Source organism: Intestinibacillus massiliensis (assembly GCF_900155735.1).
Classification (GTDB): domain Bacteria; phylum Bacillota; class Clostridia; order Oscillospirales; family Butyricicoccaceae; genus Intestinibacillus; species Intestinibacillus massiliensis.
Genome location: NZ_LT707057.1, coordinates 48,995 through 63,640 on the forward strand (window position 1 = coordinate 48,995; position 14,646 = coordinate 63,640).

The window sequence follows — 14,646 nt, forward strand, 5'->3', positions numbered from 1 at the left end:
CCCGCCCTCCGGTATGGGCGCGGCGGCCTGCCCGCCCAGCGGCGTTTCGATCACCTGGAAACGGCGGCGGGGCGGCTCCTGCGGGGCCTCCACCGACCGTCCCGTTTCCGCCGGTACCGGCTCCTGCCGCGCCTCTGGCGCGCGGGGCGCGGGGCGCGGGCGCAGGTTCTCCACCTTCGCCTGGTGCCCCGCCTGCACCTCCTTGACCGTGCCGCTGACCTCCGCGATAATGTCGTCCAGGTTAAAGCCGTCAGGCCCTGACGGGGACGCCGGCGCGTCGCCGATCATTTTTCGGATCTCGGAAAGATCCTGTGTATCCATAATATCCTTTTTTGCCATGCTCCGGTCTCCTATTCCCCGCGGATGCGGCGGCGCACGGCCTCATACAGCAGCACCGCGGCCGCGTTTGAGGCGTTCAGCGAATTGACCTTGCCCCGCATCGGGATGCTCACGATGAAATCACACTTTTCCCGCACGATCCGCGACAGCCCCGCGCCTTCCGACCCGATGACGATCGCGCACGCGCCTTGAAAGTCGGCGTCATACAGGCTGACGTTGCCGCCCGCCTCCGCGCCGAACACCCACACGCCGCGCGCCTTCAGCTCATCGACCGTCGCGGCGAGGTTCGTCGCCTTGTGCACGCCGATATGCTCGACCGCGCCCGCCNTTGTCCGCCGTGTCCGTGCGCTCCATCTCCATCAGGAACGGGGTGTTTTCCAGCATACGCGCCTTGGCGGCGCGGGAAAACCCGTCGCGCTGGTCGTTATGGCTGAACACGCCCATCGGGTGCTGCGTCAGCGTCGCGGCCTTGAAGGCGCGGTAGCGCGCGGAAAAGCGCGCCTTGTCCTCTTGCATCGCGGCGAACAGCAGCAGGATGCTGACCGCGCAGTACGGCAGCCAGCCGCCCCAGGCGGGGCGCAGGATGATCGTCAGCCCATGCGCGATAGACGCCAGGTTTGCCATCGCAACCAGCGTTTTCCGGTCGGGCACGCCGGTGAACAGGTTATAAAAGCCAAGGCCGATCACGTCGATGCCGACGAACATGGCCAGGAACTGCATCAGCATCATGGCCAGCACGGTCGCCACCGGGGAAACGGAATAGTTGACGGCCTCGGGCAGCGGCCAGCCCATGCCGCCCGCAACACTCAGGTAGGCGGCGGCCAGCGCCATCAGCAGCACAAAGATGCTGCGTCCGGCCAGGCCGCGCGCACGGCGCAGGCAGGAACGGGCGGCGACCCGCGGGTCGCGTACCCGGATTTCCTCCTCGTCTTCCTCGTCGTCCGCGGTGGCGCGCGCCCGTTTTTCCGCCTTGCGGCGCGCCTTTTCCAGCTTCTTCTGCTCGCGGCGGCTCAGGCCGTCTTCCTCTTCCTCCCAATCGTCGTCATCCTGCCCGGGGATGGGCGCGGGGCGGGACGGCTGCTGCACCGGCGNCGAGCGACGCATATTCGTGCGCGGCCGCCTGCGCCATGACGCCCTGGTGGGCGTGCGTAACGCTCATCGCGTCGAGCTTGCGCCGGTCGCACTCCTGCACGGGGATGCCGCGCGCCTTCGCGAGCGCAAAAACGTCGCCCATGCGGCCGCCCTGCCCCGAGGCCAGGAACACCTTGTCCACCGGGCGGCCGGAGCGCAGCAGTTCAAGCACCGCGTTGCGCCCTTCCACCAGCGCACCTTCCTCATTGAGTTCCGGCGCGCGCATGTGCGCCTCCTTGCCGTGCCGCGGGCGGCCGGAAGGCCGCCCCATGTTCTTTCTATCGTCCATTTTCCTCATTCTCCATTTTATCGTAATACTGCACGCGCAGCACCGGGTCGCCCGGGCGCCGCCGCTCATAAAGCCTTACGGGACTGTACTTCTTGCCGCGGCCGAGCAGCCCCGCCGCGAGCGTAACCACAAACACCAGCAGGAACTGGCCGGCCAGGCCGAGCCACGGCTTTTGCGTCAGCGTCGTGTGCAGGTAGTAAGCGCCGTCCGGCGCGTCCATCGTCAGGCGGAAGCGGTCGTCCTGCATCTCCGTGTCCCCGCCGCCGCGGCCTGCAATCAATAGATAGTGGCCGAAAATCCCGTCGTTTTCGCCGATGATCACGGGCGAACCGCCGATCCCCCATGCCTGCGGGCGCGCCAGGTTGCCGTAAACGTCGCGGTCAAACCGCAGCAGCGCGCCGGCCTCCTGCCCGTCCGCCCGGTAAACGCACAGCAGCGCCTCATAAAAATTGCCCGAGGCCACGCCGTGCACCGCCAGGGTGCCGGGGTCGCAGGGAAAGCCGAGGGTATCCAGCTGCCCTTCGGCGGCCGCGTTCAGGCTTGCGCCCGCATAATCCTCCGGGCGGATGGGATCCTTTGCGGGGATGAGCTGCACGGCAAAGAACGCTGCAAGCGCCAAAAAGAGCGCGAGCATAGATAGGCGCAGCAGGTCAAACCCCAAAATGCGCGCGGAATGCACCCTGCGCACCGCATAAAAAACGGCGATTGCCGCCACGAGGAGCAGCAAAGCCACAAGCAGGAACCCAAATCCAACCGAACCCATGTACCTTCACCATACTTTCCCTGTAATATGATATTATAGCATAAAAGGAGCGCCCCATTCAATGTGACACAGCCATAAATGGTCGAAAATTAACAATTTGGTAAGATTCTTGAGGAATGGTGCGGAAAGCCCTGCCGCAGCAGTAAATATTAACCAAAAAATGATAGCCTGCCCCTGGCCGCGGGGCAGGCATGGAAAAGGCGGCGGGATGACCCGCCGCCTTGCAGTTTTAGTTGCTGAAAAACTTTTCGTGGATCGCCTTGACCGCCGCTTCGCTGTCGTCCTCGTTGATCAGGACGGAAATCTTGATCTCCGAGGTGGAGATCATGCGGATATTGATGTTTGCGCCGGCCAGCGCCTCGAACATCTTGGACGCGACGCCCGGGTTGGACGCCATGCCCGCGCCGACGACGGAAACCTTGGCCACATGGGTGTTGACGCTCAGCGCCTCAAAGCCCAGCATCTCCTTGTTTTCCTCCAGCAGCGCCTGCACCATTTCGGCGTTCTGCTCGGGGATGGTGAAGGTGATGGACTTCTTGTTGTCGCGGCCGACGGACTGCAGGATGATATCAACGTTGACCTTGTGCTTGGCCAGCAGGGAGAATACCTTGAACGCGACGCCCGGGGTATCCTCAAGGTTGATAATCGCCACACGGGCGCAGTCATTATCGCGGGCTACGCCGCTTACGATCATTTTTTCCACGTTAGAACCCTCCTTGACTTTGGTACCCGGATTACGGGTAAAGCTGGACACGACCTCCAGGTCGACATTGTACTTTTTCGCCATTTCCACGCTGCGGTTATGCAGCACCTGCGCGCCCAGGGACGCAAGCTCCAGCATTTCGTCATATGTAATGGCGTCCAGCTTGCGCGCATCCTTGACAATGCGCGGGTCGGCGGTGTACACGCCGTCGACGTCGGTGTAGATCTGGCACAGGTCGGCGCCCAGCGTGGCCGCGATGGCGACCGCCGAGGTGTCCGAACCGCCGCGGCCGAGCGTCGTGATGTCGCCCTCGCGGTTGATGCCCTGGAAGCCCGCGACGATCACGATGCGCTTGCGGTCGAGTTCGGAGCGGATGCGGTCGGCCGCAACGCGCTTGATGCGCGCGCCGCCGTAGTTGCGGTCGGTCTCCATGCCGGCCTGCCAGCCGGTCAGCGAGACGACGGGATAGCCCATCTTTTCGATCGCCATCGCCAGCAGCGACATGGAAATCTGCTCGCCCGTGTGGAGCAGGACGTCCATCTCGCGCTTGGACGGGTTCTCGTTGATTTCGGCGGCCTTTTCGATCAGGTCGTCGGTCGTATCGCCCTGCGCGGACACGACGACGACGACGTCGTTGCCCTGCTTGTAGGTCGAGGTGACGATGTCGGCGACGTTCCGCAGGCGCTCGGTATTGGCCACCGAAGTGCCCCCGAATTTCTGCACAATGATGCTCATTTTACCCTATTTCCTCCTTAAGCGGGAATCCCCGCGAATACGCTTAGACTTGCTCCACCCGCGCGCCGGTCTCGTCGCAGTGCAGGCAGATCGGCTTCCAATGCGGGAAATTCTGCGCGCAGTACATCTCCGCGCGGGACAGGTAGGTCTTGTCCTGCGCGTCGACCACCGCGATGATGGACGGGCCGGCGCCCGAAATGAACGCGCCGAGCGCGCCCATCGCCCGCGCCGCATGCACGACCTCGCGCCCGTCCGGGATGAGGCCGAAGCGGTAGGGCTGGTGCAGGCAGTCGCCGACGGCGACGCTGATATTTTCCAGCTTGCCCGTGGTCAGGCTGCCCGCGAGCAGCGCCGCGCGCGACAGGTTGAACACCGCGTCGTGGTGCGCCACCTTTTCCGGCAGAACGCCGCGCGCCTTTTCGGTGGAAAGCTCAAAATCCGGGATAAAGGTGATAAAATCCACCTTGCCGTTCATCGGCACGCGCACGCTCCAGACCTTGCCGTATTCGAGCAGCGCCACGCAGAAGCCGCCCAGGATGGCCGGGGTGGAATTGTCCGGGTGCCCCTCGATGGAGGCGGCGAGGTCGATGACGTTCTGCTGGCCGAGCGGGCCGCCGAGCAGCGCGTTCGCGCCCAGGATGCCCGCGACCGTGCACGCCGAGGACGAGCCCAGGCCGCGCGTCTGCGGGATGGCGCAATCCTCCACGATTTTGAGGCCGCGCAGCGGCTTGCCGCAGATATCGTATACCTTCTTGGCGCACTGGTAGATGAGGTTGGTCTCGTCCGTCGGGATATCAGCGCCGGAAACGTCGGAAATCTCGATGCCGTCGGCCTCCTCCATGGAGATGACGTTATACAGGTCGAGCGCGATGCCGATCGAGTCGTAGCCCGAGCCCATATTGGCGCTCGTGGCCGGTACAGTTACTTTGATCATGCCGGTCTCTCCCTTTACAGCAGGCGCATGGCCGCCAGGACCTTGCCCTTTTCGCCGAGCGCCGCCAGGCGCTTCTTCATGTCCGCAGTGCTTGCCTTGCANACGCGCTTGATGCGCGCGCCGCCGTAGTTGCGGTCGGTCTCCATGCCGGCCTGCCAGCCGGTCAGCGAGACGACGGGATAGCCCATCTTTTCGATCGCCATCGCCAGCAGCGACATGGAAATCTGCTCGCCCGTGTGGAGCAGGACGTCCATCTCGCGCTTGGACGGGTTCTCGTTGATTTCGGCGGCCTTTTCGATCAGGTCGTCGGTCGTATCGCCCTGCGCGGACACGACGACGACGACGTCGTTGCCCTGCTTGTAGGTCGAGGTGACGATGTCGGCGACGTTCCGCAGGCGCTCGGTATTGGCCACCGAAGTGCCCCCGAATTTCTGCACAATGATGCTCATTTTACCCTATTTCCTCCTTAAGCGGGAATCCCCGCGAATACGCTTAGACTTGCTCCACCCGCGCGCCGGTCTCGTCGCAGTGCAGGCAGATCGGCTTCCAATGCGGGAAATTCTGCGCGCAGTACATCTCCGCGCGGGACAGGTAGGTCTTGTCCTGCGCGTCGACCACCGCGATGATGGACGGGCCGGCGCCCGAAATGAACGCGCCGAGCGCGCCCATCGCCCGCGCCGCATGCACGACCTCGCGCCCGTCCGGGATGAGGCCGAAGCGGTAGGGCTGGTGCAGGCAGTCGCCGACGGCGACGCTGATATTTTCCAGCTTGCCCGTGGTCAGGCTGCCCGCGAGCAGCGCCGCGCGCGACAGGTTGAACACCGCGTCGTGGTGCGCCACCTTTTCCGGCAGAACGCCGCGCGCCTTTTCGGTGGAAAGCTCAAAATCCGGGATAAAGGTGATAAAATCCACCTTGCCGTTCATCGGCACGCGCACGCTCCAGACCTTGCCGTATTCGAGCAGCGCCACGCAGAAGCCGCCCAGGATGGCCGGGGTGGAATTGTCCGGGTGCCCCTCGATGGAGGCGGCGAGGTCGATGACGTTCTGCTGGCCGAGCGGGCCGCCGAGCAGCGCGTTCGCGCCCAGGATGCCCGCGACCGTGCACGCCGAGGACGAGCCCAGGCCGCGCGTCTGCGGGATGGCGCAATCCTCCACGATTTTGAGGCCGCGCAGCGGCTTGCCGCAGATATCGTATACCTTCTTGGCGCACTGGTAGATGAGGTTGGTCTCGTCCGTCGGGATATCAGCGCCGGAAACGTCGGAAATCTCGATGCCGTCGGCCTCCTCCATGGAGATGACGTTATACAGGTCGAGCGCGATGCCGATCGAGTCGTAGCCCGAGCCCATATTGGCGCTCGTGGCCGGTACAGTTACTTTGATCATGCCGGTCTCTCCCTTTACAGCAGGCGCATGGCCGCCAGGACCTTGCCCTTTTCGCCGAGCGCCGCCAGGCGCTTCTTCATGTCCGCAGTGCTTGCCTTGCAGGTGACCGCGACCAGCGCGCCGCCGAAGGCGCTTACGCTGTCCGCCGGCAGGGCGGCTTCCAGGTCGGCCTGCGCGCCGTCAAAGCGCACGTACCACTGGCTTTCCAGCGTATCCAGCGGGCGCAGCAGGCGCTTCGAGCCGTCGCCCCAGAAAATCTGGCGGCGGCGGTCCTTATGGAACGCGCAGTCCATCATGTCGGCCACGACCGCGGAGGCCGTCGCCAGCTTGCCCGCGCCCTTGCCGTAAAACATGACCTCGCCCGTGGCGTTGCCGTCGATCATCACCGCGTTAAACACGCCCTCGACCGGCGCGAGCGGGCTGGACTTGTCGACAAGGTGCGGCGCGACATATGCGTAGGCCGTGCCGTCCTCGCAGCGCACCGCGCGGCCGATCAGCTTGATGACGCGGCCGAGCTTATCGGCGCACGCGACGTCCTCCAGCGTGATCTTGGTGATGCCCTCGCACTCGACCTCGTCGGGGTCGAACTTGTCGCCGAAGGCCAGGTCGGACAGGATGCAGATCTTGCGGCAGGCGTCATGCCCTTCGATGTCCGCGGTCGGGTCCTTTTCCGCGTAGCCCTTGGCCTGCGCGGCGGCGAGCGCGTCCTCGAAGGAGACGCCGCTCTCGATCATCTGGGTCAGGATATAGTTCGTGGTGCCGTTCAGGATGCCGCAGATCTGGTTGAACTCGTTTGCGGCGAGGCACTGCAGCATCGGGCGGATGAGCGGGATGCCGCCGCCGACCGACGCCTCGAACATATAGCCGGCGTTATGTTCCTTGGCGATGGCGAGCAGCTCCTCGCCGTGCGTGGCCACCAGCTCCTTGTTGGACGTGCACACGCTCTTGCCCGCGGCAAGGCAGCGCTTGGTAAATTCATACGCCGCGCCGACGCCGCCCATAACCTCGGCGACGACCGAAATCTCAGGGTCGTTTTCGATCAGCGTAAAATCCGTGATGAACTTATCCCCGTAGGGCAGATGGGAGAAGTCGCGCAGGTCGAGCACATACTTGACCTCCAGCGCCTCGCCGAGCGAGGCCGCGATCTTCTTCGCATTCATTTCAATGACCTCGTACACGCCCGAGCCGACCGTGCCGTGTCCCATAACCGCTGCTTTAATCATATCTTGTTCCCCTCCAAAATTCTGAGTTCTATCATAGCCGGAATGCCGTTTTATTCCGACGCCAGGATTTCGATGCGCAGTACGCCGTCCAGCGCCTCCGCGCGGCTCATCAGCGTTTCCACCGAGCAGTTCATGTTGTCCGTGCGCGCCGCGATCGTCACCGAGGCCTGCCCGCTCATCGGAATGGACTGGTTGATCGTCAGCAGGTTCGCGCCCGAACGCGCGAACAGCCCCAGGATGCTGGAAAGCACGCCGGGCTTGTCGCTCAGCATGAGGTGGAACGTCACGATGCGGTCCGTCGTCACCTCAAAGAACGGGCGGATGCCGTCCTTGTACTTGTAAAACGCGCTGCGCGAAAGGCCGACGCTCGCGGCCGCCTCGCTCGCCGTGCGGCACTGGCCGGTTTTGAGCGCCGTATTGGCCTCTACGACCTTGTGGAATACCTCGGGCAGCAGAGACCGTTCCACGAGATAGTATTTTGGCTGTGTACTCATCCCTGTCCACCCCTCAAAAACATTTGTCTTTTGAATGCCCTACTATCGTACCACACCGCCACACACAATGCAAGGGGATATCCGCCAAAAACAACGGATTTTCATCTTCCCCTTTGTGCACCTTCCCAATTTTGCGTGTATTTTTATTCGATCTTATGAAACCTCATAGATTTTTTAAGGCATTGTGCATCAAATACAAACCGGATTTTTGCCGCAAACACATCCGTCCGTTCTGCGCGGACGCGCCGCTGCTTGTCCTGCGCCGGCTTTCATGATATACTATAAAGGCTTTTGTTTCACAGGCGCGTATCCATCAAAATAAACCACCTGGAGGCTTTCCATGAACCAAAAACCAAATAACGGCACCTTTACATCAAAAATCGGCTTTGTGCTCGCGGCCGTCGGTTCGGCGGTCGGCATGGGCAACATCTGGATGTTCCCCTACCGCATCGGGCAGTACGGCGGCGCGGCCTTTTTGATCCCGTACCTGCTTTTCGTGGCGCTGTTCGGCTATGTCGGCCTGTCGGGTGAATTCGCCTTCGGCCGCCTGACCGGCACCGGCCCCATCGGTTCTTACGAATACGCCATGAAATCCCGCGGCAAGCGCGGCGGCTCCGTCCTCGGCGCGATCCCGCTGTTCGGCTCGCTCGGCATCGCGATCGGCTACGCAATCATTGTCGGCTGGGTGGTGCGCTCCGCGGCGGGCGCGTTGACCGGCGCCCTCATGGATACCGAGCCGGAACTGTTCTTTTCGCAGATGTCCGACCACCACCTGAGCAGCGTGCCCTGGCACCTCATCGTGGTGCTCATCACGGTTTTCGTCCTGATCGGTGGCGTGGCCGGCGGGATCGAAAAAATCAACAAGGTGATGATGCCCGCCTTCTTTATCCTGTTCGTAATTATCGCGGTGCGCGTGCTGTTCCTGCCGGGCGCGATGGAGGGCTACAAGTACCTGCTCGTGCCGCACTGGGCGGCGCTGCTGAACCCCAAGACCTGGATCATGGCGATGGGGCAGGCGTTCTTCTCGCTCTCGGTCACCGGCTCCGGCATGATCATCTACGGCAGCTATTTAAGCAAAAAGGAGGATGTCGTGCACTCCTCGGTCATGACCGCGGTGCTCGACACCTGCGCGGCCATGCTCGCGGGCTTCGCGATCATCCCGGCGGTCTTCGCCTTCGGGCTTGACCCGCAGGCAGGCCCCAAGCTGCTCTTCATCACCCTGCCGCGCGTGTTCCAGCAGATGCCTGCCGGGCGCGTGTTCGCGTTCCTGTTCTTCATCTCGGTGCTGTTCGCGGGCATCACCTCGCTTGCCAACATGCTCGAGGCCGTGTCCGAGGCCGCACAGAGCCGCCTGAAGCTCAACCGCAAGCTCGCGGTCGTGCTGGCCGGCGCGGCGACGCTTGCGGCCGGCCTGTTCATCGAGTATGAACCGCTTATGGGGCAGTGGATGGATATCATCACGATTTATGTCGTGCCGATCGGCGCGGTGCTGGGCGCTATTATGATTTACTGGGTGCTTGGCGTGCCCGCCATCAAAAAGGAGCTGATGGTCGGACGTACCAAGCCGCTTGGGCGCGGCTTCGGCTTCCTGGCGAAGTATGTCTATGTGCTGCTTGCCGGTATCGTGGTCATTTGCAGCTTCCTGATCCCGGGCGGCATCGGTTGACCCTCCCTTTAGAAAAGGCCCACCGGCAACGCCGGCGGGCCTTTCTTTATGCGCGCAAAGCGCTGCGGGGTTATCGTCCCGGCTTTCCCGTGCGGATGGCCTCTGGGATTGGCCGCCCATTGCCGGGCTTGCCCTGCAAAATAAAAAGCAGCGTGATGCACTTTGCATCACGCTGCTTTTTATTTTTTCCGCCGTACCGGGGAGCCTAATTATTCGTCCCCTCCGTTTTTAACGCGCTTGCCTTCCGGCGTAATTTCAGCTTCCGGCTCGGGCGCCGCGGCCATATGGGTATCCTCCGCCGCCAGTTCCCCGAGATCCTCGCCGACCACCTGGTCCGGCACGCTCTCGCCGTGAAAGACCTTGAGGAAGGTCTCGCCGTCCATGGTCTCGTTGCGCAGCAGGTATTCCGCGACCGCGTTGAGTTTGTCGCGGTTATCGTTCAGGATGCTTTCGCAGCGGGCATAGGCCTCGGCGATGATGCGGTGCACCTCGGCGTCGATCTCGGCGGCCTTTTCCTCGGAATAGCTCTTGGTCGCGCCAAAGTCGCGCCCGATGAACACTTCTCCGTCCCCGCCGTAATCGACGGTGCCGATCGTGTCGCTGAAGCCGTAGTTGACAACCATCGCGCGCGCCATCTGGGTCGCGGCGCGGATATCGCCGGAAGCGCCGGTCGTAATCTCGTCAAAGACGATCTGCTCCGCCACACGGCCGCCCAGCGTGCCGACCAGCGTGTCTTCAAAGAAGCCCTTGCTTTCCAGCCCGCTCTCCTCTTCCGGCCGCCACATGGTAAAGCCGCCCGCGCCGCCGCGCGGGATGATCGTGATATAGTGGATCGGGTCGAGCGTGCCAAGCGCCTGGCGGGACACCGCGTGCCCGGCCTCGTGATAGGCCACAATGCGCTTTTTCTTCTCGCTGATGACCTTGCTCTTCTTCTCCGGCCCCATCTCGACTTTGAGCAGCGCCTCTTCGATTTCATCGTTCGTGATGAACTTCTTGTTGCGCCGCGCCGCGAGCAGGGCGGCCTCGTTCAGCAGGTTTTCCAAGTCCGCGCCGGTAAAGCCGACGGTGCCCTTGGCAATGGAATCAAACTTGACGTCCGGGTCGAACTGCTTGTTGCGCGCGTGCACCTTGAGGATCGCCTCGCGACCCTTGACGTCCGGCGCGCCGACATAGACCTGGCGGTCGAAACGGCCGGGACGCAGGAGCGCGCTGTCCAGGATATCCTGGCGGTTGGTCGCCGCGATGACGATGACGCCCTCGTTTGCGCCGAAGCCGTCCATCTCGACCAGCAGCTGGTTAAGGGTCTGCTCGCGCTCGTCGTGGCCGCCGCCGAGGNGATCTCGTCGATAAAGACGATGGCGGGCGCGTTCTTTTTGGCCTGCTCGAACAGGTCGCGCACGCGGGACGCGCCCACGCCGACATACAGCTCGACAAAGTCCGAACCGGAAATCGACAGGAACGGCACGCCGGCCTCGCCGGCCACCGCGCGGGCGATCAGCGTTTTACCGGTGCCCGGAGGGCCCACCAGCAGCACGCCCTTGGGGATGCGCGCGCCGATCTCGACAAATTTCTGCGGGTTTTTGAGGAACTCGACAATCTCTTGCAGCTCGGCCTTTTCCTCGTCCGCGCCCGCGACGTCGTCAAACGTCACCTTGCGCTTGTCGTCCTGCGCGAGCTTTGCGCGCGCCTTGCCGAACTGCATCGGGTTGCCGCCGCCGCCCGCCTGCTTGTTCATCATGAAGTACCAGAACAGGCCGAGGATGACGAGCAACACCAGGTAGGGTACAAAGCTCATCCACCAGGGCATTTCCTGGGTCTTGTAGTCCATGTCCTTGAGCGTGCCGTCCGCCTTCTGCTCGCGGATCGTGTCGCCCAGGTCGAGATAGAACAGGCTGAGGTCGGACAGCTTGTATTTGACCGTCGCGCCGTCCTTCATCTTCATGGTGAGCAAATTGTCGTCCACCACGTAAGAGTCGACCTTCTTATCCATGAAATAATCGTATACCTGACCGTAGGTAACCGGGGCCGAGGCCTGCTGGCTCTGTGTCAGCACAACGCTCACCGCCGCCAGGAGTACCAGCAGGATGAGCAGGTAAAGGCCGAAGCCCTTCATTTTTCCTTTCAAGCGTGTATCACACCTTTCTTTTCCGTCTTACTTCCCACCGTAGACGGAGGGTTTGAGAATGCCGATATACGGCAGGTTGCGGTAGCATTCCGCGTAGTCGAGGCCGTAACCGACCACGAACTCGTCCGGGATTTCAAAACCGAGGTAATCGATATGGACGTCCACCTTGCGGCGCTCGGGCTTGGAAAGCAGCGTGCACAGGCGGATGGAATTCGCGCCGCGCGCCTTGAGGATCTTCATCAGGTAGCTGAGCGTGACGCCGCTGTCCAGGATGTCCTCGACGATGAGCAGGTCGCGCCCCTCGATCTGGCTTTCGATATCCTTGATGATCTGCACTTCGCCGGTCGTCTTGGTGCCGTTGCCATAGCTCGAGACGACCATGAAGTCGATATTGCACTTGGTGTCGATCTGGCGTGTCAGGTCAGCCATGAACACATAGGAACCCTTGAGCACGCTGACGATCAGCGGGTTCTTGCCTTCGTAATCCTTCGTGATCTGCGCGCCCATTTCAGCGACCTTGGCGCGGAGCTGTTCCTCGGAGAACAGCACTTCCTGAATGTCGTTCTTCATTCTCTAATCCCTTCAAAACGTATTTCCAGCACCGGGCCGCCGCCCGGCTTCCTGTCATAATCCATCCCGACCGACTGCACCGCGATCACGCCGTCCCGGTCGGCGACTACGCCGAGGCGGCCGCGCTGCGAACGCGGGATTTTGCGGTCGATCATCAGGCGCTTGAGCGTGCGGTGGCCGCCGTTCCCGGTCGGCCGCAGGGCGTCCCCCTGCCGGCGGGTGCGCACGCACAGCGTATCGAAATCTATTTTACCACAATCCACATAAAAAGTATTGAACGTTTTGTTAAAATCTTGCGCGCCTTTCCGGCGCAAAACCGTAAGTTTTGTCCCCGTGTCCCACAAGGCGGCGGAGAACCCGTCGTAAAGCGCGATTTCCGCGCCGTCGCCCCCCTTACAGGGTGCGCCGATATACAGGCTGCCATACCGCCGTTCCGCCACAAGCCGCCCGGGCAGGTGCAGCGTGGCGGACGGGTTGCCGCCCGCGGCCAGCTCGATGACCTGCCGCACCATNGCCGTGGCGGTTCTTGGCGATGAGGATTTCCGCCACGTTCTTGTCCTCGCTGTCCTCGTTGTAATAGTCGTCGCGGTAGATGAACAGGACGATGTCGGCGTCCTGCTCGATCGCGCCCGATTCGCGCAGGTCGGACAGCATCGGCCGCTTATCGGCGCGCTGTTCCGCCGCACGGGAAAGCTGCGACAGGCAGATGACCGGGACGTTCAGCTCCTTCGCCATGATCTTGAGGCTGCGGGAGATATCCGCAACCTCCTGCACACGGTTGTCGTTGCGGCGGCCGCCCGACTGCATGAGCTGCAGGTAGTCGATGACGATCAGGCCGAGCCCGTCGCCCAGGCGGCGGCACTTCGCTTTGATCTCGGCGACCGTGATCGCCGGGTTGTCGTCGACGTAAATGCGGGTTTTGGCGAGCACGTTGGATGCGCGCGCAATTTTGATCCAGTCGTCCTGGTCGAGGTTTCCGGTCTTGAGCTTCTGCGACTCGATGAGCGCCTCGTTCGAGAGGAAGCGCGACGCAAGCTGGTCCTTGCTCATTTCGAGCTGGAACACGACGACGTCCTTTTTGCTGGACTTGGCCGCGTTGAGCGCGATGTTGAGCGCGAAGGCGGTCTTGCCCATGCCGGGGCGCGCCGCGATCAGGATCAGGTCGGATTTGTTCAGCCCGGTCAACGCGTGGTCAAGGTCGTGGAAGCCGGTCGGGATACCGGGGATGTCGGAATCCGACTGCCCCAACTCGTCCAGGCGGGCATACAGGTCCATAATGACGTTTTTGATGTGCGACAGGCCCTTGATCTCGCGGCCGTGCCGCACGCTGTAAATCTTCTGCTCCGCAAGCTCCGCGATGTCCGCGGCGCTGCCCGCGCCCTCGAACGCCAGGTTCTGGATGTCCGCCGCTGCGCCCGCAATGGCGCGCAGCATACTCTTGTCGCGCACGATCGAGGCGTACTCCCGCACGTTCGCCGCGGTGGGCGTCACGTCCATGAGCTGCATCAGGTAGGCGCGGCCGCCGGCCTCGTCATACACACCCTGCGCCTTGAGCTGGTCGAGCACGGTGACCGCGTCGATCTTCATGGCGCTGTTGAACATCGAATAGATGGTTTCAAAGATGCGGCTGTTTTCCTCCGCATAGAAGTCGTCCGTGCGGAGCTGCTCGATGACCTCCGGGATACAGGCCGGGTCGATCAGCATGGAGCCGATCACTGCCTGCTCCGCTTCGGCGCTCTGCGGCATCTGCCGCGCTAACAGTTCGTCCATGCCCCCTCCTTTCCCGCAAAAACGCTGTGGCATGGAAACGGGACGGCAATCCCGTCCCCTTCCCGTTTATCAGGCCTCGATGACCTGCACATTGATATCGCCCGTGATCTCCGGGTACAGCTTGGCCTTGACCGTGTAGGTGCCGAACGCCTTGATCGCCTCGCCCAGCATGACCTTGTGCTTGTCGATCTCGATGTTATGCTGCGCCTTGAGCGCTTCGGAAATCTCCTTTGCGGTGACCGCGCCAAACAGGCGGCCGCCCTGGCCGGCCTTGGCGCGTACCAGCACCTTGACCGCCATCAGCTTTTCCGCGGTTTCGCGCGCGGCCTGCTTATCCAGCTCGATGCGGCGCGCCTTGGCGGCGTCCGCCTGCTTCATCAGGTTGATGCTGTCCGCGGTCGCCAGTTCCGCCAGCCCGCGGGGCAGCAGGAAATTGCGGCCATAGCCCTCGCTGACCTCGACCAGCTCGCCCTTTTTGCCCTGGCCCTTGACGTCTGCCTTTAAAATGACTTTCATGTTTG

General features: G+C 62.6%; 15 protein-coding genes and 2 pseudogenes. 1 reads left to right on the forward strand and 16 read right to left on the reverse strand.

Annotated features, from left to right (window positions below; genetic code table 11):
• The 10 genes and pseudogenes from CZ203_RS14630 to CZ203_RS06220 all read right to left on the reverse strand — a co-directional run.
• Positions 1-339, reverse strand: a 339-nt coding sequence (locus tag CZ203_RS14630; RefSeq protein WP_200809444.1) for a hypothetical protein, incomplete at its 3' end; no start/stop codon positions are given.
• A gap of 11 nt (positions 340-350) precedes the next feature.
• Positions 351-641, reverse strand: coding sequence for a TrmH family RNA methyltransferase (locus CZ203_RS06175; protein WP_328588156.1), 291 nt, complete (start codon positions 639-641; stop codon positions 351-353).
• A gap of 740 nt (positions 642-1,381) precedes the next feature.
• A complete protein-coding gene (locus CZ203_RS06185; RefSeq protein ID WP_456236191.1) occupies positions 1,382-1,828 on the reverse strand; it encodes an RNA methyltransferase substrate-binding domain-containing protein in 447 nt (148 codons plus the stop codon).
• A complete protein-coding gene (locus CZ203_RS06190) occupies positions 1,749-2,522 on the reverse strand; it encodes a hypothetical protein (protein WP_087065276.1) in 774 nt (257 codons plus the stop codon). Before CZ203_RS06190 ends, CZ203_RS06185 begins: the two co-directional genes overlap by 80 nt.
• Positions 2,523-2,751: 229 nt before the next feature.
• Positions 2,752-3,960: an aspartate kinase gene (locus tag CZ203_RS06195; protein WP_087065277.1), complete on the reverse strand. Its 1,209-nt coding sequence runs from the start codon at positions 3,958-3,960 to the stop codon at positions 2,752-2,754.
• A 43-nt stretch (positions 3,961-4,003) separates the two neighbouring features.
• The gene (gene thrB / locus CZ203_RS06200) at positions 4,004-4,894 is read right to left on the reverse strand and encodes a homoserine kinase (RefSeq protein ID WP_087065278.1); all 891 of its coding nucleotides are present in this window, start codon (positions 4,892-4,894) and stop codon (positions 4,004-4,006) included.
• A 104-nt stretch (positions 4,895-4,998) separates the two neighbouring features.
• Positions 4,999-5,343 (reverse strand): annotated as a pseudogene (locus CZ203_RS06205) (amino acid kinase family protein); the annotation flags it as partial.
• A 43-nt stretch (positions 5,344-5,386) separates the two neighbouring features.
• Entirely contained in the window at positions 5,387-6,277 is an 891-nt protein-coding gene (gene thrB / locus CZ203_RS06210; protein WP_087065278.1) for a homoserine kinase, read from the reverse strand.
• Positions 6,278-6,291: 14 nt separating this feature from the next.
• A complete protein-coding gene (locus CZ203_RS06215) occupies positions 6,292-7,500 on the reverse strand; it encodes a homoserine dehydrogenase (protein ID WP_087065280.1) in 1,209 nt (402 codons plus the stop codon).
• Positions 7,501-7,550: 50 nt separating this feature from the next.
• Entirely contained in the window at positions 7,551-7,994 is a 444-nt protein-coding gene (locus CZ203_RS06220) for an ACT domain-containing protein (protein ID WP_087065281.1), read from the reverse strand.
• Between the two features lie 340 nt (positions 7,995-8,334).
• On the opposite strand from CZ203_RS06220, the gene CZ203_RS06225 reads away from it, so the two are divergent.
• Complete coding sequence (locus CZ203_RS06225) at positions 8,335-9,660, forward strand: sodium-dependent transporter (RefSeq protein ID WP_087065282.1); 1,326 nt, start codon at positions 8,335-8,337, stop codon at positions 9,658-9,660.
• A gap of 209 nt (positions 9,661-9,869) precedes the next feature.
• Here CZ203_RS06225 and CZ203_RS15465 read toward each other — a convergent pair whose 3' ends face one another.
• From CZ203_RS15465 to rplI, 6 genes and pseudogenes are all read right to left on the reverse strand, one after another.
• Positions 9,870-10,787, reverse strand: coding sequence for an ATP-dependent metallopeptidase FtsH/Yme1/Tma family protein (locus CZ203_RS15465; protein ID WP_407927717.1), 918 nt, complete (start codon positions 10,785-10,787; stop codon positions 9,870-9,872).
• 96 nt (positions 10,788-10,883) lie between these two features.
• Positions 10,884-11,773, reverse strand: a pseudogene (locus CZ203_RS15470) (ATP-dependent metallopeptidase FtsH/Yme1/Tma family protein); the annotation flags it as partial.
• A 39-nt stretch (positions 11,774-11,812) separates the two neighbouring features.
• Positions 11,813-12,355, reverse strand: coding sequence for a hypoxanthine phosphoribosyltransferase (hpt, locus tag CZ203_RS06235; protein WP_087065283.1), 543 nt, complete (start codon positions 12,353-12,355; stop codon positions 11,813-11,815).
• A complete protein-coding gene (gene tilS / locus CZ203_RS06240; protein WP_087065284.1) occupies positions 12,352-12,867 on the reverse strand; it encodes a tRNA lysidine(34) synthetase TilS in 516 nt (171 codons plus the stop codon). The genes hpt and tilS overlap by 4 nt, the downstream gene beginning before the upstream one ends.
• Positions 12,749-14,158, reverse strand: coding sequence for a replicative DNA helicase (gene dnaB, locus CZ203_RS06245; RefSeq protein WP_456236192.1), 1,410 nt, complete (start codon positions 14,156-14,158; stop codon positions 12,749-12,751). Before dnaB ends, tilS begins: the two co-directional genes overlap by 119 nt.
• A gap of 36 nt (positions 14,159-14,194) precedes the next feature.
• On the reverse strand, positions 14,195-14,641 hold the full coding sequence (rplI, locus tag CZ203_RS06250) for a 50S ribosomal protein L9 (RefSeq protein ID WP_087065286.1): 447 nt from the start codon (positions 14,639-14,641) through the stop codon (positions 14,195-14,197).
• Positions 14,642-14,646 lie beyond the last annotated feature (5 nt).

Excerpts from the sequence above, each read along its gene's own strand:
- CZ203_RS06190 (WP_087065276.1), bottom strand. The coding sequence starts at position 2,522 with ATGGGTTCGGTTGGATTTGGGTTCCTGCTTGTGGCTTTGCTGCTCCTC.
- CZ203_RS06215 (WP_087065280.1), bottom strand. The coding sequence starts at position 7,500 with ATGATTAAAGCAGCGGTTATGGGACACGGCACGGTCGGCTCGGGCGTG.
- tilS (WP_087065284.1), bottom strand. The coding sequence starts at position 12,867 with ATGGTGCGGCAGGTCATCGAGCTGGCCGCGGGCGGCAACCCGTCCGCC.
- CZ203_RS06195 (WP_087065277.1), bottom strand. The coding sequence starts at position 3,960 with ATGAGCATCATTGTGCAGAAATTCGGGGGCACTTCGGTGGCCAATACC.
- rplI (WP_087065286.1), bottom strand. The coding sequence starts at position 14,641 with ATGAAAGTCATTTTAAAGGCAGACGTCAAGGGCCAGGGCAAAAAGGGC.
- CZ203_RS06225 (WP_087065282.1), top strand. The coding sequence starts at position 8,335 with ATGAACCAAAAACCAAATAACGGCACCTTTACATCAAAAATCGGCTTT.
- thrB (WP_087065278.1), bottom strand. The coding sequence starts at position 6,277 with ATGATCAAAGTAACTGTACCGGCCACGAGCGCCAATATGGGCTCGGGC.
- hpt (WP_087065283.1), bottom strand. The coding sequence starts at position 12,355 with ATGAAGAACGACATTCAGGAAGTGCTGTTCTCCGAGGAACAGCTCCGC.
- thrB (WP_087065278.1), bottom strand. The coding sequence starts at position 4,894 with ATGATCAAAGTAACTGTACCGGCCACGAGCGCCAATATGGGCTCGGGC.
- CZ203_RS06220 (WP_087065281.1), bottom strand. The coding sequence starts at position 7,994 with ATGAGTACACAGCCAAAATACTATCTCGTGGAACGGTCTCTGCTGCCC.